This window comes from Bacillus sp. CPT56D-587-MTF, from assembly GCF_058792335.1.
In genome coordinates this window covers 4,115,610-4,140,306 of record NZ_JBYTEF010000001.1, presented here as the reverse complement: position 1 = coordinate 4,140,306, position 24,697 = coordinate 4,115,610, and the positions used below count along the sequence as shown (strand labels likewise).

The 24,697-nt window shown below is 36.3% G+C and carries 21 protein-coding genes, 2 tRNA genes and 3 pseudogenes; 22 read left to right on the top strand and 4 right to left on the bottom strand.

Features of this window, described 5'->3' with window-relative positions; translation table 11 throughout:
• The first annotated feature begins 27 nt into the window (after positions 1–27).
• Together AC3WVZ_RS21340 and AC3WVZ_RS21335 are read left to right on the top strand one after the other, a co-directional pair.
• Entirely contained in the window at positions 28–1,269 is a 1,242-nt protein-coding gene (locus AC3WVZ_RS21340) for an amidohydrolase family protein (RefSeq protein ID WP_000219564.1), read from the top strand.
• A 97-nt stretch (positions 1,270–1,366) separates the two neighbouring features.
• Positions 1,367–1,750, top strand: a pseudogene (locus tag AC3WVZ_RS21335) (purine/pyrimidine permease); the annotation flags it as partial.
• Between the two features lie 117 nt (positions 1,751–1,867).
• Here AC3WVZ_RS21335 and tnpC read toward each other — a convergent pair.
• On the bottom strand, positions 1,868–3,271 hold the full coding sequence (tnpC, locus tag AC3WVZ_RS21330; protein WP_100910632.1) for an IS66 family transposase: 1,404 nt from the start codon (positions 3,269–3,271) through the stop codon (positions 1,868–1,870).
• A 101-nt stretch (positions 3,272–3,372) separates the two neighbouring features.
• Here tnpC and AC3WVZ_RS21325 point away from each other — a divergent pair.
• The 4 genes and pseudogenes from AC3WVZ_RS21325 to AC3WVZ_RS21310 form a co-directional block, all read left to right on the top strand.
• A pseudogene (locus AC3WVZ_RS21325) lies at positions 3,373–4,293 on the top strand (purine/pyrimidine permease); the annotation flags it as partial.
• Between the two features lie 165 nt (positions 4,294–4,458).
• Positions 4,459–4,683 carry a spore germination transcription factor GerE gene (gene gerE, locus AC3WVZ_RS21320; protein WP_000659484.1) on the top strand — a complete coding sequence of 75 codons (225 nt, stop codon included), beginning with the start codon at positions 4,459–4,461 and terminating at the stop codon, positions 4,681–4,683.
• 106 nt (positions 4,684–4,789) lie between these two features.
• Entirely contained in the window at positions 4,790–5,452 is a 663-nt protein-coding gene (locus tag AC3WVZ_RS21315) for a type 1 glutamine amidotransferase domain-containing protein (protein WP_000919610.1), read from the top strand.
• Positions 5,453–5,770: 318 nt separating this feature from the next.
• Positions 5,771–6,409, top strand: a complete 639-nt coding sequence (locus AC3WVZ_RS21310; RefSeq protein WP_001233006.1) for a TetR/AcrR family transcriptional regulator — start codon at positions 5,771–5,773, stop codon at positions 6,407–6,409.
• 48 nt (positions 6,410–6,457) lie between these two features.
• On the opposite strand, the gene AC3WVZ_RS21305 is transcribed toward AC3WVZ_RS21310, so the two are convergent.
• A complete protein-coding gene (locus AC3WVZ_RS21305; protein ID WP_000823847.1) occupies positions 6,458–7,141 on the bottom strand; it encodes a type 1 glutamine amidotransferase domain-containing protein in 684 nt (227 codons plus the stop codon).
• A 392-nt stretch (positions 7,142–7,533) separates the two neighbouring features.
• Here AC3WVZ_RS21305 and AC3WVZ_RS21300 point away from each other — a divergent pair, with 392 nt between their 5' ends.
• The 8 genes from AC3WVZ_RS21300 to AC3WVZ_RS21265 all read left to right on the top strand — a co-directional run bounded on the left by AC3WVZ_RS21300 (position 7,534) and on the right by AC3WVZ_RS21265 (position 13,376).
• Positions 7,534–8,859: an MFS transporter gene (locus AC3WVZ_RS21300; RefSeq protein ID WP_233935369.1), complete on the top strand. Its 1,326-nt coding sequence runs from the start codon at positions 7,534–7,536 to the stop codon at positions 8,857–8,859.
• Between the two features lie 213 nt (positions 8,860–9,072).
• On the top strand, positions 9,073–9,882 hold the full coding sequence (gene racE / locus AC3WVZ_RS21295) for a glutamate racemase (RefSeq protein WP_000774005.1): 810 nt from the start codon (positions 9,073–9,075) through the stop codon (positions 9,880–9,882).
• A 181-nt stretch (positions 9,883–10,063) separates the two neighbouring features.
• Positions 10,064–11,113: a spore germination protein GerM gene (gerM, locus tag AC3WVZ_RS21290; protein ID WP_001126746.1), complete on the top strand. Its 1,050-nt coding sequence runs from the start codon at positions 10,064–10,066 to the stop codon at positions 11,111–11,113.
• A gap of 131 nt (positions 11,114–11,244) precedes the next feature.
• The gene (gene rph / locus AC3WVZ_RS21285; RefSeq protein WP_233935367.1) at positions 11,245–11,982 is read left to right on the top strand and encodes a ribonuclease PH; all 738 of its coding nucleotides are present in this window, start codon (positions 11,245–11,247) and stop codon (positions 11,980–11,982) included.
• 11 nt (positions 11,983–11,993) lie between these two features.
• Positions 11,994–12,602 (top strand): XTP/dITP diphosphatase, encoded by a 609-nt coding sequence (locus AC3WVZ_RS21280; RefSeq protein WP_000815939.1) that lies wholly within the window; start codon positions 11,994–11,996, stop codon positions 12,600–12,602.
• A 13-nt stretch (positions 12,603–12,615) separates the two neighbouring features.
• A complete protein-coding gene (locus AC3WVZ_RS21275) occupies positions 12,616–13,119 on the top strand; it encodes a metallophosphoesterase (RefSeq protein ID WP_000645488.1) in 504 nt (167 codons plus the stop codon).
• A gap of 108 nt (positions 13,120–13,227) precedes the next feature.
• Positions 13,228–13,301, top strand: a tRNA-Gly gene (locus tag AC3WVZ_RS21270).
• A gap of 1 nt (position 13,302) precedes the next feature.
• Positions 13,303–13,376 (top strand) — tRNA-Arg (locus AC3WVZ_RS21265).
• 180 nt (positions 13,377–13,556) lie between these two features.
• Here AC3WVZ_RS21265 and AC3WVZ_RS21260 read toward each other — a convergent pair.
• Positions 13,557–13,649, bottom strand: a pseudogene (locus AC3WVZ_RS21260) (DUF6572 domain-containing protein); the annotation flags it as partial.
• A gap of 152 nt (positions 13,650–13,801) precedes the next feature.
• On the opposite strand from AC3WVZ_RS21260, the gene AC3WVZ_RS21255 reads away from it, so the two are divergent.
• Complete coding sequence (locus tag AC3WVZ_RS21255; RefSeq protein ID WP_000124460.1) at positions 13,802–14,002, top strand: hypothetical protein; 201 nt, start codon at positions 13,802–13,804, stop codon at positions 14,000–14,002.
• Between the two features lie 94 nt (positions 14,003–14,096).
• On the opposite strand, the gene AC3WVZ_RS21250 is transcribed toward AC3WVZ_RS21255, so the two are convergent.
• On the bottom strand, positions 14,097–14,711 hold the full coding sequence (locus AC3WVZ_RS21250; protein WP_000473863.1) for a PH domain-containing protein: 615 nt from the start codon (positions 14,709–14,711) through the stop codon (positions 14,097–14,099).
• Positions 14,712–15,230: 519 nt separating this feature from the next.
• Between AC3WVZ_RS21250 and AC3WVZ_RS21245 the strand changes: the two genes are divergently transcribed.
• From AC3WVZ_RS21245 to ysxC, 7 genes are all read left to right on the top strand, one after another.
• Complete coding sequence (locus AC3WVZ_RS21245; RefSeq protein WP_001983650.1) at positions 15,231–15,479, top strand: hypothetical protein; 249 nt, start codon at positions 15,231–15,233, stop codon at positions 15,477–15,479.
• A gap of 197 nt (positions 15,480–15,676) precedes the next feature.
• Positions 15,677–16,675: a hypothetical protein gene (locus tag AC3WVZ_RS21240; protein WP_000358277.1), complete on the top strand. Its 999-nt coding sequence runs from the start codon at positions 15,677–15,679 to the stop codon at positions 16,673–16,675.
• A gap of 309 nt (positions 16,676–16,984) precedes the next feature.
• Complete coding sequence (gene tig / locus AC3WVZ_RS21235) at positions 16,985–18,262, top strand: trigger factor (protein ID WP_000105215.1); 1,278 nt, start codon at positions 16,985–16,987, stop codon at positions 18,260–18,262.
• 264 nt (positions 18,263–18,526) lie between these two features.
• On the top strand, positions 18,527–19,786 hold the full coding sequence (gene clpX, locus AC3WVZ_RS21230) for an ATP-dependent protease ATP-binding subunit ClpX (RefSeq protein ID WP_000472289.1): 1,260 nt from the start codon (positions 18,527–18,529) through the stop codon (positions 19,784–19,786).
• A 106-nt stretch (positions 19,787–19,892) separates the two neighbouring features.
• Positions 19,893–21,563 (top strand): ATP-dependent protease LonB, encoded by a 1,671-nt coding sequence (gene lonB, locus AC3WVZ_RS21225; RefSeq protein ID WP_000119176.1) that lies wholly within the window; start codon positions 19,893–19,895, stop codon positions 21,561–21,563.
• A 182-nt stretch (positions 21,564–21,745) separates the two neighbouring features.
• A complete protein-coding gene (gene lon, locus AC3WVZ_RS21220) occupies positions 21,746–24,076 on the top strand; it encodes an endopeptidase La (protein ID WP_233935366.1) in 2,331 nt (776 codons plus the stop codon).
• Entirely contained in the window at positions 24,073–24,669 is a 597-nt protein-coding gene (gene ysxC / locus AC3WVZ_RS21215) for a ribosome biogenesis GTP-binding protein YsxC (RefSeq protein WP_000869116.1), read from the top strand. Before lon ends, ysxC begins: the two co-directional genes overlap by 4 nt.
• The last annotated feature ends 28 nt before the right edge of the window (positions 24,670–24,697 follow it).

The following is a 24,697-nucleotide window of genomic DNA, read 5'->3' as shown; positions in this document are numbered from 1 at the left end:
TTTTTAATAAAGGGTGGGGAAATAGAGATGACAGTATATTGGTTGACTAACGTAATGCTTGAATCAGGGTATACATATGAAGAAGAGAGAATTTCACAAACAGAAACAGAATTATGCAGTTTACTTATTGAAGATGGTCGAATTAAAAAAATTATAAAAGGGATTGTTCAAGAGGAAGATATAGTAACTTTTGATGCTAAGAACTTATTAATGTTGCCAGCTTTCAAAGAGATGCACATTCACATTGATAAAACATATTATAGTGGCCCATGGAAAGCTTGTATGCCAGCAGAAAGTATTTTTACACGTTTTAATGAAGAAGAAAAAATTTTACCGAAGCAATTAGCGACTGCTCAAAATAGAGCGGAAAATATGCTAGAGTTACTACTGCAAAATGGTGCAACGAATATTAGAACGCATTGTAATGTTGATCCAATTATTGGGCTTGGTAATTTGGAGGCGACGTTAGCGGCATTAGAAACATATAAAAATCGAGTATCTAGTAGAATTGTTGCGTTTCCGCAACATGGATTATTGCGCAGTAATTCTGTGCAACTCGTGAAAGATGCGATGCGTATGGGTGCCCATCTAGTCGGAGGAGTAGATCCAGCTACAGTGGATAATGACATTGAAAAGTCATTACATACAATTATGGATATCGCAGTCGAATTTAATGCGGATGTTGATATTCATTTGCACGATGCGAATAATCTTGGAACGTTTACGATGAAGAGATTGGCAAGTTTAACAGAAGAAGCAGGATGGCAAGGCCGTGTAACGATTAGTCATGCACTTGGACTTGGTGGTGTTACTGATAAAGAGGCTGAAGAAGTGGCAGAAAGACTCGCAAATGTAAATATTGATATTACTTCAACAGTGCCAATTGGTAAACAAGTAATCCCAATTCCGTTATTAGATAAAAAAGGTGTTAAGGTTTCATTAGGCAATGATAGCATTACAGATCATTGGTCACCGTTTGGAACAGGTGATATGCTTCAAAAGGCGAATCGATTAGCAGAGCGTTTTGGGTGGAGTGACGAAAGGTCTTTAGGAAAAGCACTCCGCTTTATTACAGGAGGAAAAGAAACGTTAAATAAGGAAGGGAAGCGAGTATGGCCGAATGTAGGGGATGAAGCGAGCTTTGTTTTGACGAATGCGACATGCGCTGCTGAAGCAGTAGCGCGTCAAACAGAAAAACGTTTAGTCGTGTATAAAGGAAATATTGTTGTTGGAAGTTTAAATGAGGTGGAATTAAATAATCTTGTGTAGAAGAATCGTTTAAATATTTTGAGGAGGGTTCTAATGGTGAGTATAGAACTCTTCTTTTTTATTCTTACAATATATTTTTATAGGAAAGCTAGAAGGGATGAAAAAATTGGACAATCAACATAACCAAAATCATATTATGGGAACTTTGCAATGGTTTATATTTTTATTAGCAAATTCAATCGCACTACCAATTGTCGTTGGCGGATTATTTCATCTTACGACGGAAGAAATATTTTATTTAATGCAGCGTACGTTTTTTGTAGTTGGTATATCTTCTTTTTTACAAGGATGGCTTGGGCATAGACTACCAATTGCGGATGGGCCGGCTGGATCTTGGGTTGGTGTATTTACCGTACTTGCTTATGCAACGGCCGGACAAGATCAATTACATAGTACACTGCAAATTTTAGAATTAGGAATGATAATCTCCGGTATTATTTTAATAGGATTAGGAGTAACTGGTTTTATAGGACGTATTTTAGTAACTACTCAGCTTCTTCAAATAAAAAAACAGGCCAAATACATGTTTCCGATTCGAAAACATGAAAAGAAAATACTCCAATCAGAGAAAGAATCTATGCCAAATAGAGAAATTCTCTTATGAAGTCGTGTTATTCCAAGGAACCGTTCTAGTTTCTATGACTTGGTTTATCGCTTGTAAGACCGATTGTTTTTGTTTTTTCATGGTACTCATAAAGCTTCGTATCTGACAAAAAGATTCTGCGCCTTTCTTACTTCGGAAAGTCCCAGACACTTTCTGTTTTACTTTCGTCATCCGAATATCCCGTTCTGCTTGATTGTTATCAAATGGAATGGCTGGATGTTCTAAAAACGCTAGAATTCTGTCAGAATACTTGACGAAGCGATTCCATAAATTTTGAGAAGGCGTCTGCTTTCCTTTCTTCTTTTGTTTCGTGGAAAGAATCTGTTGTTCTTTCAATATGGATTGATACATAATAAACAGATTCTTTTGCGTCGCTTTTGGCATGGTACCTTCGGATTGCTTTTTCATCGTCAACGCTTGCGTTAGAAATTTCTGCATCTGTTGTGCCCATTGTTCTCCAGTACTATCTATAATTCCTTGTAAATCTCGTAAGAGATGGGCATTACATAAAACGTGACGACAATCTGTATACGCATCATACGATTTCCAACCATCATGCATCGCAATTCCAGAAAAAGATGGCAAGATTTCTCCAGCATCCATTGCTTCTTTTCCACGTTTTTGATGAATATGTTGCAATGTCACCTCCGGTGTACTGGCAGTATGTAACCATTGTGTTTTGTTTTCTACACGCATACCAGTTTCATCAAAATGGACAACAGGAGACTGCAGAATCTTTTCCTTTACTTCTTTTATGAATGGCTGCAATTGAGAAGCGAAAGCCTGTGTATGATTTACCAGGGTTCCTTCGCTTATAGAATGTCCAAAACAATCCTGAAAGAATTCTTTTGTTCGCTTCAAAGAAATGCATTGATAATGCGTTAAATAGGGAATCAGTCTTTTTATATTTGGACCATATTGAACAGGACGAGATACTGTCGAAGGAAATTGGGCTTCTTGGATAGAATGGCAATGTGGGCATTCTTTCTGTTCTACTTTATGTTCTGTCACTTCGATCTGAATAGGTGGTAAGTCATACACTTGGCGAATGCGATACCCTTTTACAGGCTCGTGGTTCAAGGAAGTATGACAACAAGTACAATATGTAGGAGAATGTGTAATCGTATGATCTGGAGTCGCTGTCAAACCAAGAGTATGTCCCTTGTGGCCCAACTGGCCACCCGTTTGACGATGAGACGGTTTGCGCAAACTTTTTGTAACGGGCTTACCCAAACCATCTGTAGAAGGTGGCTTATGACTATTTTTGGAGTTTTTTTTTGAAGCATTTTCTAGTTCTTGTATACGTTTTTCTAACTTAGAAAATGTTTCTTCAAATAAAGAAATAACAGCTTCAGGTCCTTTTTTATATGTATCTAAAATAATTTTTCGATCGACCATAAGATTCACCTCCCCTGTTTGATATACTCAGTATTTACAAATGGGAGGCATATGAAACTAGTAAAATTTAAAAAAGACACCGAAAGGTGGCTGAGTAGTTACGTATTTTATTTTTATTTACGCCGCTTGTGACAGGGACGTTTTTACTTTTATTATGTTTACAATTAAGTGGTGTATTTTTAAAAGGAATGTTAGGAATTACAGCTACTATTTCTCAAATCGACGGATTTACAGCAATGATCGCGTTTAGTATATTTCTGTTCGTTATTATACTATCTAATTTTGGAAAAGGCTTTGTCAAAAGTTATGCAGTTTTAATAGGATTAATTAGTGGGTGGATTATTTTTCTCATTGCAGGAAAAGTGACAATCCCATCTCAAGTAACTCATTTTGTGCAACTTCCACATATATTTGCTTGGGGACTTCCAAAATGGAATACAGGTATGGCTGTATCAAGTTTTGTTATGGTATGTATTTTAGTTTCGAATACGGTGGCAGCTATTATAGCAATTAATCAAGCAACTATTCATAAAGCGACTATTGAACAAAAACAGTTGAAAGATGGAACATGGGTTGGGGGGATTTCGCATATCATCTCTTCTGTATTTTCAACTGTAGGTGTCGTTCCGTTACCAGCAACGGCAGGATTTATACGTTTAACAAAACAAAAATATATCCGATCGTTCTTAATGGCATGTGCGTTACTAGTCGTAATGTCTCTTTTTCCAAGTATTATTCGTTACTTAGCATCTTTACCATCAGCTGTCGCATCGGCTGTTTTAATGGCTTCGTTCGTACAGTTAATTGGAATTGGATTTAATAATATAAAACAAGTGCCGATGAGTGAAAGGAATGTAACGATTTTAGGCGTTGCAGTATTATTTGGCAGCGGCGTTATGTTTTTACCGTCTGGAGCACTCCAATCCTTGCCGTCTGTTATGCAATATATATTCGGTAATGGCTTATTTGTAGGTACGGTTGTAAGTATATTGCTAGAACAAATATGGCGCGTTGGAAAGTAAGTGGATAAAAAGAGTGTACGCACTGTATAAAAGTCTAAAATAACATAGGAAATAAAGCCCATTTTCATTCACCACCTGCACATTTCGTTCATACAATATCTTGACTAAATAAACACCCAACTTACACATACACAGCTCTGGCTTAAGCAAGGAGGGTTATACCAGTTGAAGGAAAAAGCGTATCAATCTAAACCTTTACTCACAAAGAGAGAGAGAGAAGTATTTGAATTGCTGGTTCAAGATAAAACAACGAAGGAAATTGCAGGTGAACTTTTTATAAGTGAAAAGACAGTTCGCAACCACATCTCAAACGCAATGCAAAAGCTAGGGGTTAAAGGACGTTCACAAGCAGTTGTGGAGCTTCTTCGTATGGGAGAGCTCGAATTATAAGAAAGCAGCCGACTTTTATATAAAAGTCGGCTATTTTTTTGTTTGCTTCACTTGCTATATGAATGATAAAAACGTTTCATACATAAATAGGTAATAAGGAGGGGATATGTTGAAAAGGATACTGTTAGTTTCAACAAGTGCTCATGATATGAATGGACACCCGACTGGTTTGTGGCTTGAAGAGCTCGCAGCTCCTTATCATGTATTAAAAAAGGCTAAGTTTGATGTTGATATTGTGTCAATAAAAGGCGGGAGAGTACCTATAGATAGAGTGTCTATTCCGAATGGTATACCTCGCGAATTCAAGCATGTAGCTTCTTTATTGCAAAATACGAGGCCGATTTCAAATGTTCATTTTTCGGATTATGATGCGGTTTTATTTGGTGGTGGGCACGGGGCGATTGTAGATTTTCCAGGTAATCCATATGTAGCAAATTTGATTGAGAATATGTATAACAATAACCGGATTGTAGCGGCTGTTTGTCACGGAGTAAGCTCTTTAGTCGGTGTGAAAAATAAGGATGGCTCGTTTTTTGTTGCGGGTAAGCGTATAACAGGTTATACAAACGATGAAGAAAGAGCTGTACATTTAGAAAAGCGCGTTCCGTTTTTGCTAGAAAGTAAGTTGAAAGAAGAAGGAGCTTTGTTTTATGTAGCCCCCAATTTTACGCCGCATGTAGTAGTAGATGGTCATTTAATTACAGGACAAAATCCACAGTCTAGCGTGGAAATAGGTAAGGCTATAAAAAGGGCTGTAAATAAATTATAGAAAAAGTACCCGCTACTAATAAAGGTAATGGGTATTTTTATCCCTCTATTTGCCGGGCAGTAGGCCCCCGATTGGTGAGGGCTAATAATCAGTGGGGATGAAAGCCCCCCACTGATTAAAGTTTCACTGTATTCTAAAATTCCCGCCTCGAAATTGGTTTGTAACCGTCCAGTTGGTAATAATTGATTATAGTTTTTTATGTATAGTATATGAAAATGTAATAAACTAAAAAGGCATAGTGAGTATAATAACTTCATTTATAATCATTCGTGAATTTGCTATACTATTTTGTATGGACAAAAGGGGAGGCTCTTTTAAATGAGAAAAGTCGCATGTGCAAATACTTATATTAATAAAATAAAGCCCATTATTAGAAAGACAAGTTTTAGCCAATTGAAAATAGATGAAATTGCGAAATATATGGATATTAGTAAAGCTACTTTATATAAACGTTTTTCTTCGAAAGATGAAATTATTGAGGCGGTAGTAGAGGATTTCATGAACTATCTACTCGAAGGTGATGCGGATAATCAAGATGAAAGTATGTCATTTACAGAACGTTTCCAAAAGACGTTTATCCATTCTTTAAAATGTGTGACATATATTTCGGATGTTTTTTTGCAAGATTTGAAAGAAGCATATCCGCATTTGTCGGATCAATTAGTCGCTGCCCAACAAAATCGTAACCATAATTTGCAAATGTTTTTTGAAGCGGGTATGGAACAAGGTTATTTTAATAAAATGAATGCACAATTATTTATGGTACAAGATGATGTGATGTTAAGACGTATTATAGATCATTCTTTTTGTATTCAGTACGATATTACGTTAAAGAAAGCGATACTTGATTTTTATCAATTAAAGAAGTATCAACTTTTTAAACCAGAGTATATAGAAGCAATTGATGATTCTGAAATTGAAAAAGAAGTTATTGCTATTTTGCAAATGATTTCGTAAAAAAGCAGATCTCCCTTAATAGAGGAGAATCTGCTTTTTTAGTACATATTATTTTTGCAACTGTTTTAATACTAATTCGGCTACTAGACCACCTGAAGCTGGGTTTTGACCAGTGATAACACGATTATCTTCTAGAGCATAAGCTTCCCACGGTTGCGCGGCTTTTTCGTAAAGTCCTCCATTTTTAATGAGTTCATCTTCTGTTAAAAATGGAACGAATTGATCTAATTCAGCTAATTTTTCTTCTTCATTTGAAAAGCCTGTTACCTTCTTACCGCTAATTAAACGATCCCCATTGCTTAATGTAATATGAAATAAACCAGCAGCTCCATGACAAACCGAAGAAACAATTCCGCCGTTTTCATAAATATTGCGGCTAATATTTTGAAGTTCTTTATTTTCTGGGAAGTCCCAAATAACCCCGTGGCCACCTGCGTAATAAATAACAGCGTAGTCTTCTGGATTCACTTCACTTGGTTTCATTGTAGAACCGAGGCGATTCATAAACTCTTTCTTTTGATACCATTCCCAATCGATACTCTCCGCCATTGCTAAACTATGTGGATCAATTGGTGTATAACCGCCTTGTGGACTGACGTAATCAACTTCGTAACCCGCTTCTTCAACTTTTTTTACGAAATGTACAGCTTCACCAAGCCAAAGTCCGGTAGCCCTATTTAAATTTGGGTATTTTTCTACGCTTGTTAATACAACTAACATTTTTCTCTTCATCATAATCCTCCTATAATGTCTCTTCTATATAAAAGTTCAGTATGCGTTTCATTTTATTAAGTTAAAAAATGTAAATTTGAATAATCATGCCAGTCCTCCTTATATCGGCTTCGAAATTAGTGTATAATAACTTTTGAACAAAGTAAACTAAAAAGACTTAATTAGTTTACTTTGTATATTTTCCGTTGACAAACTGTAATGCTGAAACTATGATAGTTCCATGAATATCGAACAACATACGTGTTTCGTTTCGAATTCAATTTATCGCGCGATAAATTAGCAACTTTTACACATTTAATGAAGTTGTTTAGTGGTGATACAACATTTAAATAAGTTCATTTTTTTATCTATAGTTTGATAGTTTTAAAATTGCAATCAGGAGAGTGTTACACATGGGGAAAGATATAAGAAACCATTCGAAATGGTTTGTTTTTACATTATGTTTTATTGTTTTGTTAGGACCGATGAACGCTGTGTTATTTAATGTAGCGCTAGAGGATATTGCCAATGATTTATCAATTAGTCAATCGAAAGTAAGCTGGGTTGTAGTAGGGTATTCCTTAGTTGTCGGTATTGGTTCGATAATATATGGAAAGCTGGCTGATCGTTACAGTGTAAAAAGACTATTAATTATTTCTATTATCATATTTGTAGCTGGTTCTATTGTTGGATTTGTGAAGCAATCTTATGAAATTATCATTTTCGCAAGGTTAGTGCAGGCGAGCGGCGGAGCAGCGTTTATTGCGCTTAGTATGATTGCGGTGGCGAAATTAGTTGCTCCAGCTAAAAAACCAGGTGCGTTAGCAATGATTAGTTCTTCTATTGCATTAGCGGTTGGTATTGGACCTTTAGTAGGTGGGGCAATTACAAATACGTTAGGGTGGCCGTATTTATTTTTATTTATGGTTATTTCAATGATTGGTATTTTCTTACTCGTAAAATTTATGCCAGAAGAGGCGCGACATACAGATGAAGTGTTTCGCTTTGATTTCATTGGAGCAGTTTTATTATTTGTATTGATTACGACCATTTTATTAGGAGTTAATATTAATAGTTGGCTTTTTGTGTTATCTGTTGTTTTTCTATTTTTATTTAAGGCTCATATGAAGAGAACGGAGTCGCCGTTTATTGATATTGAGTTATTTACAAATAAACCATTACTTCGTTTAATAGCGGTCGGATTTATCATTAATGTGGCGTTATGTGCTAGTTTATTATTATTACCATTACTGTTAGGAAGAGGACATGGATTGTCTCCATTCGTTATTGGAATTGTATTGTTTATTGCATCTCTCTTTGGTATTGTATCTAGTTTTATTACCGGAAAGATTATTCCTTCGTTTGGGAATGTGAAGATGATGTATGTAGCTTCTGTAGTTATGATCATTGGCTTTTTAATTTTAGGGATTATTCCGGACGGGAACTTACTCTTTATTTTATTTGCGGTTATTTTAACATTTATGAGTTATTCGGCAATTCAAGTATCATTAAACACATTTATCCCGAAAACATTAAATCCAGCTAAAGTTGGAGTCGGTCTTGGTTTATATAATTTAATTAACTTTTTCGGTATGGCATTTGGACCAGCTGTAGCGAGCAAAATTATGGAATCTACAAATAGTTATCGATTAAATTTTATTTTGATCGTCATTTTAATTGCTGCTCATTTCTTCTTATTGATGGGAATGTCTTCTTTTCAAAAAAAGATGGAGCAATGAATATGCACTTTATATAGAAGAAACCGACTTTCTTATAGAAGGTCGGTTTTTTTTCTATCTTGCAAATTACGAAAAAAAGGAGCAAAATAAAAAAGGTCCTAGTCTATACATGGGAAAATGAAAATTTTCATACAGAAGCATTTGAAGTGAGCGAACTTAAAGTGTGTAAAATATAATGATAAACATAAAAGATGATGAATGAGAAAACGGGTGATGAAGTTGAATAGAGCAATCGGTGTTATCGATTCAGGAGTTGGCGGTTTAACAGTAGCGAAGGAATTAATTCGTCAGTTGCCGAAAGAGCGTATCATATATTTAGGAGATACAGCACGTTGTCCTTATGGTCCACGTTCTCGAGAAGAAGTACGTCAATTTACGTGGGAAATGACAGAGCATTTACTAGACTTAAATATTAAAATGTTAGTTATTGCGTGTAATACAGCAACTGCAGTTGTATTAGAAGAGATGCAAAAACAATTACCAATTCCAGTAGTAGGAGTTATTCACCCAGGATCACGTACAGCTTTAAAAGTGACAAACACGTATCACGTTGGGATTATTGGAACGATTGGAACGGTGAAAAGTGGTGCATACGAAGAGGCGTTAAAGTCTATTAATAACCGTGTTATGGTAGAAAGTTTAGCTTGTCCACCTTTCGTTGAACTTGTAGAGAGTGGGAATTTCGAAAGTGAAATGGCGTATGAAGTTGTAAGAGAAACGCTGCAACCACTGAAAAGTACCGATATTGATACACTTATATTAGGGTGTACACATTATCCGATTTTAGGACCTGTTATTAAAAAAGTAATGGGAGATAAAGTGCAACTAATTAGTTCTGGTGATGAAACAGCACGTGAAGTAAGTACAATCTTATATCATAGTAAAATGTTGAATGAAGGAGAAGAACAAAGCGATCATCTCTTCTTAACAACAGGAAAAATAGGCTTGTTTAAAGAAATTGCATCAAAATGGTTCGGTCAACCGATTGAAAATGTGAAGCATATTCATTTAGAAAAAGAATAATAGTAGAATTTATATAAGTGAGCTCCTGAGAAATCAGGAGTTTTTGTTTTATCTTGCTATTTGCTGGGGAGTAAGACCCCTACTGATTAAAGTTTCAATTTATAAGAGGCGCAGCTTGTTCTAAAACGTGAAACAGCTCGTATACATAATAGTACAAACTTAGATTTTAGGGGGGAATGGCATGCCTAAATCCACTTTTAAATGGGTTGTTGGTGCTACTGTGAGCGCTGTTTTACTAACAGGGTGTGGCTTTATAAATCAAGAGAAAGCAACTGAACAAATTGATCCGCCAAAACAAGTTACGTATACAGAGGGTGGGAAGAAAGAAGTAGCTAAAAAAGATAAGCAAGGGCAAATGGTAAACAGAGAACTATACCTTGTTGATAAAAATGGTTATGTTGTACCACAAACGTTAGCTATACCTACTCCGAAAGCAAATGAGACTGTGAAGCAAACGTTAGAATACCTTGTGAAAGATGGACCGGTAACGAATTTATTACCGAATGGGTTTCGTGCAGTCATTCCGGCGAATACAACGATGACTTTAGATTTGAAAAAGGACGGAACGGCAGTTATTGATTTCTCTAAAGAAATGAAAAACTATGCGAAAGAAGAAGAGCGTCAAATCGTTGAATCTATAGCTTGGACGTTGACGCAATTTACAGAGATAAAACAAGTGCAGTTCCAAATAAATGGTGAGAAATTGGCAAAGATGCCGGTTGGTGGTACACCGCTTGGTGAAGGAGTGAGCCGTGCAAATGGTATTAACTTCGATGATGAACAAGTAGCAGATGTAACAAATACAAAACCAGTCACACTGTATTTTATGGCGCAAAATAATAATAAACAGCAATACTACGTACCAGTCACACGCCGCGTTGCGGAAGGTAAAGAAAATGACTATGCAGCAATTATAGATGAACTTGTAAAAGGTCCGATCCATCAATCGCTCCTGAATGATTTTAATCCAGGCGTTAAGCTTATTACGAATCCGAAATTACAAGACGGAAATCTTACATTAAACTTTAATGAAAATATATTTGTAAACCCAGATAAAAATATGATCTCAAATTACGTATTGAAGTCGTTAGTTTTATCTTTAACAGAAAAGAAAGGTGTGAAAAATATTTCTATTGAAGTGAATGGAAAAGCAAATCTTATAGATGAAAAGGGCGGAAAGTTAATAAAACCTGTAGATCGTCCAGAAAACGTGAATACAGGTAGTTTTTAATCTTGAATAATTTGATATACTTAAGTAAGAAAGGAGAATTGCTTTTTGGGTTCTCCTTCTTTTATTGTATACATATCATACATTTAAATTTGGCTATACTAATGAGTAGTAATTAAGAGGAGGTTATTTTTATGCGAGTAGATGGTAGAGAGAAAACAGAATTACGCCATATACATATTCATACGAATTATTTAAAACATCCAGAGGGATCTGTATTAATTGAAGTTGGGGATACAAAGGTGATTTGCTCAGCAACAATTGAAGAGCGTGTACCACCGTTTATGCGTGGAGAAGGAAAAGGATGGGTAACAGCTGAATACGCGATGATTCCGCGTGCAACAGAACAACGTACGATTAGGGAGTCAAGCAAAGGGAAAGTAACAGGGCGTACAATGGAAATCCAGCGCTTAATTGGACGAGCATTACGTGCGGTAGTTGATTTAGAAGCGCTTGGCGAGAGAACAGTTTGGATTGACTGTGATGTCATCCAAGCAGATGGTGGAACGAGAACAGCTTCTATTACAGGTGCATACGTAGCGATGGTATTAGCGTTTGAGAATTTATTACAAGCAGAAAAAGTATCTAAAATTCCAGTAAAAGATTATTTAGCAGCAACGTCAGTAGGAATTGTTGAAGAGCAAGGTGTTGTTTTAGATTTAAACTATGCAGAAGATTCTAAAGCAGACGTTGATATGAATGTAATTATGACTGGAAAAGGTCAGTTTGTTGAAGTGCAAGGAACTGGAGAAGAAGCGACGTTTAGTAGAGCGCAGTTAAATGAATTACTTGATGCAGCAGAACAAGGCATTTTCCAACTGATTGATATGCAAAAAGAAGCGTTAGGTGACATCGTATCTCATATAGAGTAGAGGTGGAAAGTATGAAACAAGTTGTTGTAGCGACAAAAAATATGGGGAAAGTACGTGAATTTGCTGAGTTATTTGAGCGATTTGATTTAGAAGTGAAATCATTACACGATTTTCCTCATATTGAAGAAGTCGAAGAAACTGGTGAAACATTTGAAGAAAATGCGATCTTAAAAGCGGATAGTTTGAGTAGACAGTTGAATGCAATTGTAATTGCGGATGATTCAGGTCTTATTGTAGATGCGTTAAACGGGAAACCAGGCGTGTATTCAGCTCGTTTTGCTGGAGAGCCAAAAGATGATCAAGCGAATATTGATAAAGTTTTACAAGAATTAAATGAAATACCGTTTGATAAGCGTAAAGCTCGCTTCTACTGTGCATTAGCAGTAGCTTTCCCTGAAGGTGATAAAAAGCCTGTCATTGTAAACGGGACATGTGAAGGATTTATTTTAGAACAACGCCGCGGAGAAAATGGCTTTGGATACGATCCGATCTTTTATGTGGAAGAATACAAAAAAGCAATGGCGGAATTAAGTTCAGATGAAAAAAATGCTATTAGTCACCGCGGACGTGCTCTTCGTAAGCTAGAAGAAAAAATCCCTGAATGGTTTTTAGGAGAATAAGGGAGAGAGATTGATGAAAGCTTTAATCGTAAGCGATAGTCATAGCTCTGTGAAGGAATTACAGCAGTTAAAAGAGAAGTATGAAGGGAAAGTAGATATCATGATTCATTGCGGTGATTCAGAGCTAACGCCTGCTCATGAAGAGCTGCAAGGTTTCCATGTTGTAAAAGGAAATTGTGATTATGCTAACTTTCAAGATGAAATTGTAACTGATGTAGATGGAATTCGCTTCTTAGTTGTACATGGGCATCGACATAATGTAAAAATGACATTACAAACGCTAGCGTACCATGCTGAAGAAGTGGGAGCGCAAGTTGCATGCTTCGGACATTCTCACGTATTAGGTGCGGAATTAATCGAGGGCGTTTTATTTATTAATCCAGGCAGTATTTTATTACCACGTCAGCGTGTAGAAAAGACATTTGCTTTATTAGAAATGGATGAAAATCAAATGGAAGTTCGTTTTGAAACGTTAGACGGACAACTAGTTGAACAGGCAGTTTTTAAAAGAGGATAAGAAAATTTATCCTCTTTTAAAAAAGGTGTTGACTTTATGTGTGGTTATACATATAATAAATATTGTCGATAGGGCAACGGCGCTAACGAAGAAAAGAAAGTAACATATGCGGGTGTAGTTTAGTGGTAAAACAAGAGCCTTCCAAGCTCTGGTCGAGAGTTCGATTCTCTTCACCCGCTCCATGTCCCAGTAGCTCAGCCGGATAGAGCATACGCCTTCTAAGCGTACGGTCGGGAGTTCGAATCTCTCCTGGGACGCTAAAAAAACCTTGTTATCAAAAGATAACAAGGTTTTTTGTTTGTCTAAAATTTGATGTTTGGGTTATAAGTGTAGTTCATGCTTAATATTTGCGACCTTTCCTTTGATATTAAGCAGTTGCATATGTACTTTTTTTCTTAAATAAAAAGAGCGCCATTTATGCGCCCTATTCATCTTATTTAATTTAAAGAATTAATAGGTTTATGATGGAACTCAAATCCATATCCAGATTCTCTTAATTGTTTACTTGCAATATTATAAAATTCTTTACCATTCTAGTACGGTTGAGCAGCAGTTATCGGAACTTATCCCCGGCAGTGTGTTACAATTAATAGAAGCGGAAAATGAGAATCTCCAATTGACTGGACCTGTGATTGGTTAGATGGTTTAAGAAGGTCGTATAAAAAAGGGAGATGGCGCAAAGATGGCGAGATCAAATGAGAATGATTTAACGGAGAAATTGGCAGAAGGCCACCGAAAATATGGTGATGGCAATTTTACAGTACAGAACATCGGTGATGAAACTAACCCGAATTGGACTGTCGTAAAAAATGTGAGGAAGGGATCGGCAGGCATTCGCGAAGGAGAAGATATATTAAGACTGCGATCAAAATATATAAAATAGTACGGAAATGGGCGGAGCGGGAGTTCGAATCTCTCCTGGGACGCTAAGAAAACCTTGTTATCTTTTGATAACAAGGTTTTTTGTGTATTTGAAATTAGTTGTTAATAAACTTCTCAAATACAAAACCATAATCTTTCACATTATATTGTTTCTTCGTATCAACAAGCCAGTTAAAGGCAATCTCGTTCATTTCTTTAAATTGCTCTGCTAAATTTACTTGTGCGTTTGAAATGCGGCTAAAGGCATTAGATGCCATATCTAAACTTTTATGTGCATATTGTAATGTAATATCGTTGTCGTATGAAATTTCTTCGATTTTAAGTAAAGCCTTATATAAATCTTTTAATTCTTCAATATGTTTTTTATGAACATCAATTGAGTAATGTTCATCGCCCATTTGAAACTTAATTTCTACATCTAAATCAATCGTTCCTGCAGTTTCGAGTGCTACGTTTTTAATTTGATATTTACTATAACGAAAGCGGCGTAGTGTACGTTTTTTACTTGTTGCGCTTGTACCGTCTAAGTGAATTAACCCTTTGTTTGTGAAGCAATATTCATCGGATTTCGATTTAATTAGAAAGTAAATTTTCTCTCCATCTTCATGCATTACATAATCATCGGCATCGACCTTATCATAGTCTTTAGGTGTAATAACAGAACCTACATCGCTTAGTCCTAATACATCTGCGGCCATTTTTTTAAACATATATAATCCCCCTTGTAAATTAAATTCTTAATTGTATAAAAATATATTAACATGATTTTCATCCTTTGTTTTCTTGTAATACGAAAATATCTGAAGGTAAGTTAAGAAAAGTAATGAATAATTATTTTGATCCTAAATTATTTAGTAAATCTATTAGTTTAAGATTAGATTCTCCGAAAAATAACCAAGAGAAAAAAGTTAATTTTGCAAGTGATTATAGAGAAATTCCGTGAAAGCACCTCAAGCTATGTGAGGTGTTTTTCTATCCTCTTTTGAAATCTTACAATTCTGTAAGGTAACTGTAAGGTAGTTCGATGGTAACAAATTGCTAATCTTTTATAATGAAGATAACAACGATAAAACGAGGAGGCAGAAATGATGAAAGGATTAGTTGTAACGGGCTTAACGGTTGCTTTTGGATTTGTAGCATATGAGAAATTAACGTATGTAGTTGATGTTGTGAAACATTTGATTGCTTAGAGAAAACAGCCATGAGAGGGAAAGGGAATGAGTGAATGAATGGAATGGTTATTTGGAATTATAGGTACTTGTAGTGTAGTGTTATTGTTCTTTGTCCCAAGTGGTATACTTAGTTCGACAACAAGTTTGTTCTTCTTAAGTTTGTTTGCTTGTACGATGCTTATTATTATGTTTTTAATGAAGCGAAGTAAACCAATCTTCTATTTTAGCATGATTGTTATGGCAATTATTGTTCTCCAAATTATTACCCTTGTAATATACCCCACAATTATAAAAGCTTTCCATTAATGATGAATCCTCTGCGCTTGTTGCTGGGGATTTTTATTTGTACAATTTTAATTTTTAGTAGAGATTTATTCGTATTGGAATGTAAAAATTAAATATTTTTATATTTCAAACAAATAGTTTTGGGATGTTGTGTTCTCATTACGCATTTGATATATTTACTTTGAACATAATTAAAATCAAGAAAAAGAGGCGGACGTATGGATAAAAAAGAAAATACGGTCGTATTGTTTCCACAACTATCAGAGCGCTATATTGATGAAGGTTTTTTAGCGCTGAAAGAGCGGAAGTTCGAAGATGCATTGCGCTGCTTTGAAATATTACGTCAGTATAATGCGGAAACGGAACAAACGGAATTAGCTTCAGTTATTTGTTTACTCGAATTAAAACGTATGGAAGAAGCGAAAGACAAATGTGAACAGTTGCTTAAAACAGGAGTTGTCTTATTTGGTGATATTCTTGAAACGTACGTGACTATTTTAGTTCAAACAAATGATTATGAAGGTGTTATTGAAACTGTTGAAAAGGTTTTACAAACGAAAGATATAATGCCTGATCAAAAGGAAAAATTAGCGCAACTTGCTTTATTTGCAGAAGGTATGCTCAATGAGGGAGATGCATCGCTAGTCGATTCAAATTTTGAGTTGGATGAGTTTACTAATGAAATTTTTGGAGAAAACTTTGGACAGAAGCTAAGAGCGATTCAGCGACTTTCGTTAAAAGACTTAGATCTTGCATTACCTGTTTTAAAGAAATTTTTAATAGAAGAAGAGCAACACCCCTATTTGAAAACTTCTATTTTGTATAAAATGATAGAAAGTCAGGTAGAAGAGGAAATAGAGGTAGAAAAGTTTGGGAATACGATTAAGGTAATTCCAGCATTTACAGGTCATAATGAGGAGCAATCCAATAACATTATACATAAATTATCAAGTCGATTAGAGCAAAATTATCCCGATATATTTGAAGCAATGGTTACATATTGGAAAGAATTGCAAATTAGCGTTTTCCCATTTGCTCTATTAATGGATAAAGAAGAGATTTGGTCAGCTGTTTTAGAGAGAATTGGAAGAAAGCGTTTCGGATTGGCTATTGATGAAGAAGAGCTTATGGCAGCATACAATATCGAATTGGAAGAGTTTCATATTGCCTATCAATGGTTATTACGTGTTGAAAGAGAAGGATATTTGCCCGTATAATTATGAAAAAGAATCGTTCAGTTCTTGAAACGAGCATATTCTATGTTATAATGTAAGGGTTGCAAAAGGCAGAAAACTGCCTGTTTGTAAGAGAAGAGAAGTGTAATTCTCTTACTTAATATGTTTCATATTATTCTCGAACAAAATATACCGTAGTTGTCTTCTGGGCAATTAGTAGATTGGAACATTATATCTGAAAGCTTTTGCTAGAGGATTATTTGTGTATTTGTTATTTCAAAAAAGAGATAATGAAGATCTTAATCTATAGAGGTATGTGCATACATTATTATAGTTGGAGGGAAAGAATAAATGTCTACAAAATGGGAAAAATTAGAAGGTAACGTTGGCGTTTTAACAATCGAAGTTGATGCTAAAGAAGTAAACAACTCTATCGACGCTGCGTTCAAAAAAGTAGTAAAAACAATTAACGTACCAGGTTTCCGTAAAGGAAAAATGCCTCGTCCATTATTCGAACAACGCTTTGGTATTGAATCTTTATACCAAGATGCTTTAGATATCATTTTACCAAAAGCATACGGTGAAGCGATTGAAGAAGCTGGTATCTTCCCAGTTGATCATCCTGAAATCGACATCGAGAAGTTCGAAAAAAATGCTAACCTTATCTTCACTGCAAAAGTTACAGTGAAACCTGAAGTTAAATTAGGTGAGTACAAAGGTTTAGCAGTAGAAAAAGTTGAAACAACTGTAACTGACGAAGATGTAGAGAACGAATTAAAATCTTTACAAGAACGTCAAGCTGAACTAGTTGTTAAAGAAGAAGGAACTGTTGAAAACGGTGATACAGCTGTAATCGACTTCGAAGGTTTCGTTGATGGCGAAGCATTTGAAGGCGGAAAAGGCGAAAACTACTCTCTAGCAATCGGTTCTGGTACATTCATCCCAGGTTTCGAAGAGCAAGTAATCGGTCTTAAATCTGGTGAGTCTAAAGACGTTGAAGTATCATTCCCAGAAGAGTACCATGCTGCTGAATTAGCTGGCAAACCAGCAACATTCAAAGTAACAATTCACGAAATCAAAACAAAAGAACTTCCTGAGTTAAACGACGAGTTCGCTAAAGAAGCAGACGAAGCGGTTGCAACTCTTGATGAATTAAAAGCAAAACTTCGCACAAACTTAGAAGAAGGCAAAAAGCACGAAGCTGAGCACAAAGTACGTGACGAAGTAGTAGAATTAGCTGCTGCTAACGCTGAAATCGAAATTCCAGAAGCTATGATCAACACTGAGTTAGATCGTATGGTTCGTGAATTCGAGCAACGTTTAAGCCAACAAGGTATGAACCTTGAGCTTTACTACCAATTCACAGGTACTGATGCTGACAAATTAAAAGAGCAAATGAAAGAAGATGCACAAAAACGTGTAAGAATCAATCTTGTTCTTGAAGCTATCATTGAAGCTGAAAACATCGAAGTTACTGAAGAAGAAGTAACTGCAGAAGTTGAAAAAATGGCTGAAATGTACGGTATGCCAGTAGACGCTATCAAGCAAGCTCTTGGAAGCGTAGACGCTTTAGCTGAAGATCTTAAAGTGCGTAAAGCTGTAGACTTCTTAGTAGAAAACGCTGCATAATAAAATAACAAGGCACGATTAAAATCGTGCCTTGTTTTATAAATATAGAAATATATTTATAAAACTTTTCGATGGAGAAGGAAAAGTTCCTTTACAAGTCGAATATACATATTTCAAAAGTTTTAAAAATTTTTTATTTGTACATAACTAGTCATATTATTTGTATTTCTCGCCACGTAGTGACATAATATGTATTTACATACGATACATTTATCGTGTACATACGAAGGCAAGAGGTTAGCACTTTGTAAGGGGTGTGAAAATATGTTTAAATTTAATGATGAAAAAGGGCAATTAAAATGTTCTTTCTGTGGTAAAACACAAACGCAAGTTCGAAAGTTAGTGGCAGGTCCAGGTGTTTACATTTGTGACGAGTGTATCGAACTTTGTACTGAAATTGTACAAGAGGAGCTTGCGAAGGACGAAGAAGTAGAATTCAAAGATGTACCGAAACCGGTAGAAATTCGTGAAATCTTAGATGAGTATGTCATCGGGCAAGATAGCGCGAAAAAAGCACTAGCGGTAGCGGTATATAACCATTACAAACGCATTAATTCTAACAGCAAAATTGATGATGTAGAATTAGCGAAGAGTAATATCGCACTTATCGGGCCAACAGGTAGTGGTAAAACATTACTGGCACAAACTTTAGCGCGTATTTTAAATGTTCCATTTGCAATCGCGGACGCAACATCTTTAACAGAAGCTGGATATGTTGGGGAAGATGTAGAAAATATCTTACTAAAATTAATTCAAGCAGCTGATTATGATGTAGAGAAAGCGGAAAAAGGAATTATTTATATTGATGAGATTGATAAAGTGGCACGTAAGTCCGAAAATCCATCAATTACACGTGATGTATCTGGTGAAGGTGTGCAGCAGGCACTTCTGAAAATTTTAGAAGGTACTGTAGCAAGCGTTCCACCTCAAGGTGGTCGTAAGCATCCGCACCAAGAGTTTATTCAAATTGATACAACGAACATCTTATTCATTTGTGGTGGAGCGTTTGATGGCATTGAGCCGATTATTAAACGTCGCCTTGGTGAAAAAGTAATTGGATTTGGTTCTGAGAAGAAAAATGCTGATGTGAATGAGAAGCATGTTTTATCTCACGTATTACCAGAGGATCTTTTAAGATTTGGTTTAATTCCAGAGTTTATCGGTCGTCTTCCAGTTATTGCGAACCTAGAGCCACTTGATGAAGATGCTCTTGTTGATATTTTAACGAAACCGAAAAATGCACTTGTTAAGCAATTCCAAAAATTATTGGAGCTTGACGATGTTGAGTTAGAGTTTGAAGAAGGTGCACTAATCGAAATTGCGAAAAAAGCAATTGAACGTAAAACGGGTGCTCGTGGACTTCGTTCTATTATTGAAGGCTTAATGCTTGATGTAATGTTCGAACTTCCATCTCGTAAAGATATCGAGAAGTGTATTCTTACAAAAGAAACAGTAGCTGATAATGAGCCGCCAAAATTGGTGTTACAAGACGGTACTGTACTTGATACAAAAACATCTGCATAATGCGAAAGGGAAACAGCAATTTTTATAATTGCTGTTTTTCTTTATGTTTAGCTACGTTCCTCCGCGGAAATACTAAGAGATAAAATATTGCGGGAGGAAATAAATAATGAGCTGGACAAATATATTTTTAGTTGTTCAACTTGTTTTTGGTGTAATTGTCGGATTGTATTTCTGGCATTTACTTCGAAATCAACGAACACAAAAAGTTTCAATTGATCGAGAATCGAAAAAAGAATTAGAACAGCTTCGTAAAATGCGTGAGATTTCTTTAACAGAGCCGCTAGCAGAAAAGGTGCGTCCTACAACCTTTTTAGATATTGTAGGGCAAGAGGACGGAATTAAGTCGTTAAAAGCGGCTCTTTGTGGTCCGAATCCGCAACATGTAATCATATATGGCCCGCCAGGTGTTGGGAAAACAGCGGCAGCACGTCTTGTATTAGAAGAAGCGAAACGAAATCCTAAATCTCCATTTCGTACGAATGCAACATTTATTGAACTTGATGCGACAACAGCTCGGTTTGATGAACGTGGTATCGCAGACCCTTTAATAGGTTCGGTGCATGATCCGATTTATCAAGGTGCTGGGGCGATGGGGCAAGCAGGTATTCCGCAACCGAAAAAAGGTGCTGTAACAGATGCACATGGTGGTATTTTGTTTATTGATGAGATTGGCGAGCTCCATCCGATTCAAATGAACAAAATGTTAAAGGTGTTAGAAGATCGAAAAGTATTTTTAGAAAGTGCGTACTATAGTGAAGAAAATACGATGATCCCAACATATATACATGATATTTTCCAAAAAGGCTTACCGGCAGATTTTCGCTTAGTTGGAGCAACGACACGTTCGCCAGAGGAAATTCCTCCTGCTATTCGGTCACGTTGCTTAGAAGTATTTTTCCGTGAATTAGATACGGAAGAAATTCAAAAAGTAGCGAAAAATGCCGCGGAAAAAGTGGAAATGCAAATAGGTGAAAATGGTATTGAAATGATCGGGATGTATGCAAGGAATGGACGAGAAGCGATTAATCTCGTGCAAATCTCTGCTGGTATGGCGATAAATGAAGAACGTTCTTTCATTAAGGATGAAGATATAGAGTGGGTTGTTCACTCAAGTCAGCTTACACCGAAATATGAAAAGCGCATTTATCCGATTCCAAGGATTGGTCTTGTAAATGGTCTTGCTGTATACGGACCAAATACAGGTGCGTTATTAGAAATTGAAGTAACAGCAATCAAGGCGAAAGATAAAGGATCGGTAAATGTTACCGGAATTGTGGAAGAAGAAAGTATTGGTAGTCAAACGAAATCGATTCGTCGTAAAAGTATGGCGAAAGGCTCTGTTGATAATGTATTAACAGTACTTCGTTCTTTAGATGTGTTGCCAGAAGGATATGATATACATATTAATTTTCCAGGTGGTATCCCGATTGATGGCCCTTCTGCAGGAATCGCTATGGCAACAGGTGTATATTCTGCGGTACACCGCACATATGTAAATAATGAAGTAGCGATGACAGGGGAAATAAGTATACACGGAGAAGTAAAGCCTATTGGTGGCGTATACGCAAAAATAAAAGCTGCGAAAAAAGCGGGAGCTAAGAAAGTCATTATTCCTGCTGAAAATATGCAACCATTTTTGTATACGATCAAGGGAATTGAAATTATTCCTGTCCGTAAGTTAAAAGAAGTATTTGAGTTAACGTTTATGCAAGAAAATATGCATAGAGAGCTAGATGTACATACTAAGGTAGACGAAACTGATGCACAATCTATGTAAAAATAAACAATAATAAAATTTGCCAGACTTCGTTTAAGTTTGTATGCTTAATCGGAGTCTTTTTTCTTTTCGTGAGGTAGAAAAACAAGCTATTTACAATTGCGCGGAATCTCAGCAATTGCATCTAGGTGTATTGTAATATAAAATAGTTGAACAGGAGTTTAATTTATTATGGAGGTGCTATGTCTAGTATGAATACGAACGAAAGAATCGTGCCCCTCCTACCATTAAGAGGCGTTCTCGTATATCCAACGATGGTTTTGCATCTTGATGTAGGACGTGATAAATCGATACAAGCACTAGAGCAGGCGGCAATGGATGAAAATATCATCTTTTTAGCAATGCAAAAAGAAATGAATATCGATGATCCGAAAGAAGATGACATATATAGTGTAGGTACGGTGGCGAAAGTGAAGCAAATGTTAAAATTGCCGAACGGTACGCTTCGTGTCCTTGTGGAAGGTTTACATAGAGCAGAAGTAATAGAGTTTATCGAAGAAGAAAATGTAGTACAAGTGTCGATTAAAACGGTAACTGAAGAAGTAGAAAATGATTTAGAAGAGAAAGCTCTTATGCGTACGTTACTGGAGCATTTCGAACAATATATTAAAGTTTCGAAAAAAGTTTCAAATGAAACATTTGCAACGGTAGCTGATGTGGAAGAACCAGGGAGATTAGCTGATCTAATTGCTTCTCACTTGCCGATTAAAACGAAGCAGAAACAAGAGATTCTAGAGATTGTATCTGTAAAAGAACGATTACAAACACTTATTTCAATTATTCAAGATGAACAAGAGTTACTTAGCCTAGAAAAGAAAATTGGGCAAAAAGTGAAACGTTCCATGGAGCGCACGCAAAAAGAATATTTCTTACGTGAGCAAATGAAGGCGATTCAAACTGAACTTGGCGACAAAGAAGGCAAGGGCGGAGAAGTAGAAGAACTTCGTGAGAAAATTGAACAGTCAGGAATGCCGGAAGAAACAATGAAGGCTGCGCTGAAAGAATTAGATCGTTATGAAAAGTTACCAGCAAGTTCTGCGGAGAGTGGTGTTATTCGCAATTATATTGATTGGTTATTAGCGCTTCCGTGGACAGAGGCAACAGAAGATATAATTGATCTTGCTCATTCGGAAGAGATTTTAAATAACGATCATTACGGTCTTGAAAAAGTGAAAGAGCGTGTACTTGAATATTTAGCTGTACAGAAGTTAACGAATTCATTAAAAGGACCTATCCTTTGTTTAGTAGGCCCTCCTGGGGTCGGCAAAACTTCGTTAGCGCGTTCAATTGCAACATCATTGAATCGTAACTTCGTCCGTGTATCTCTTGGTGGTGTGCGTGATGAATCTGAAATTCGTGGTCACCGCCGTACATATGTTGGAGCAATGCCAGGACGCATTATTCAAGGTATGAAAAAGGCGAAAACAGTTAATCCAGTCTTCTTATTAGATGAGATTGATAAAATGTCTAACGATTTCCGTGGAGATCCATCAGCGGCATTACTTGAAGTATTAGATCCAGAACAAAACCATAACTTCAGTGATCATTACATTGAAGAACCATATGATCTATCAAAAGTTATGTTTGTAGCAACTGCTAATACACTTTCAAGTATTCCAGGTCCATTACTTGACCGTATGGAAATCATTTCGATTGCTGGCTATACAGAACTTGAAAAAGTACACATTGCTCGTGAGCATTTATTGCCGAAACAATTAAAAGAACATGGCTTACGAAAAGGTAATTTACAAGTGCGTGATGAAGCGCTGCTTGAGATTATTCGTTATTATACACGTGAGGCTGGTGTTCGTACGCTAGAGCGCCAAATTGCAAAAGTTTGCCGTAAAGTAGCGAAGATTATCGTTACAGCAGAACGTAAACGTATCGTTGTGACAGAGAAAAAGATTGTTGATTTACTTGGTAAACACATATTCCGTTATGGGCAAGCTGAAAAAACAGACCAAGTTGGTATGGCAACAGGTCTAGCTTACACAGCAGCAGGCGGCGATACACTCGCCATTGAAGTTTCTGTAGCGCCAGGAAAAGGGAAACTAATTTTAACAGGGAAACTTGGGGATGTTATGAAAGAATCAGCACAAGCTGCGTTTAGTTATATACGTTCTCGTGCAGAAGAGCTTCAGATCGATCCGAATTTCCATGAGAAAAATGATATTCATATTCACGTTCCAGAAGGAGCAGTTCCAAAAGACGGACCGTCAGCAGGTATTACGATGGCAACGGCACTTATTTCTGCGCTAACAGGTATTCCTGTAAGTAAAGAAGTCGGTATGACAGGTGAAATTACACTTCGTGGTCGTGTATTACCAATTGGTGGTTTAAAAGAAAAAACATTAAGTGCTCACCGCGCAGGCTTAACAAAAATTATTTTGCCAGCAGAAAACGAGAAAGATTTAGATGATATTCCAGAGAGCGTAAAAGAAAACCTTACGTTTGTGCTTGCATCTCATTTAGATGAAGTATTGGAGCACGCATTAGTAGGAGTGAAACAATGAAAGTAACAAAAGCAGATATTGTAATTAGTGCTGTTAAACCAGAACAATATCCAGACAGTGATTTACCAGAAATTGCATTAGCAGGTCGTTCAAATGTGGGGAAGTCTTCCTTTATTAATAAAATTTTAAATCGTAAAAAGTTAGTACGTATTTCTTCTAAACCAGGAAAAACGCAAACGCTGAACTTTTTCTTAATCAATGAGATGATGCACTTTGTTGACGTTCCAGGTTATGGATATGCGAAAGTATCTAAATCGGAGCGCGCTGCATGGGGGAAAATGATTGAAACGTACTTTACAACGCGTGAACAATTAGACGCAGCTGTATTAGTAGTTGATTTACGTCACCAACCAACAAGTGATGACGTGATGATGTATGATTTCTTAAAGCATTATGAAATCCCAACAATTATTATTGCGACGAAAGCCGATAAAATTCCGAAAGGGAAATGGCAAAAGCATTTAAAAGTTGTAAAAGAAACGCTTGCTGTTGAAATTGGCGATGAAATTGTTCTATTCTCTTCTGAAACAGGACTTGGAAAAGAAGAAGCGTGGAAAGCAATTCATAAATTTACAAAAACAAAAAACGCGTGACGAATGTCGCGCGTTTTTGTTTTGCTAA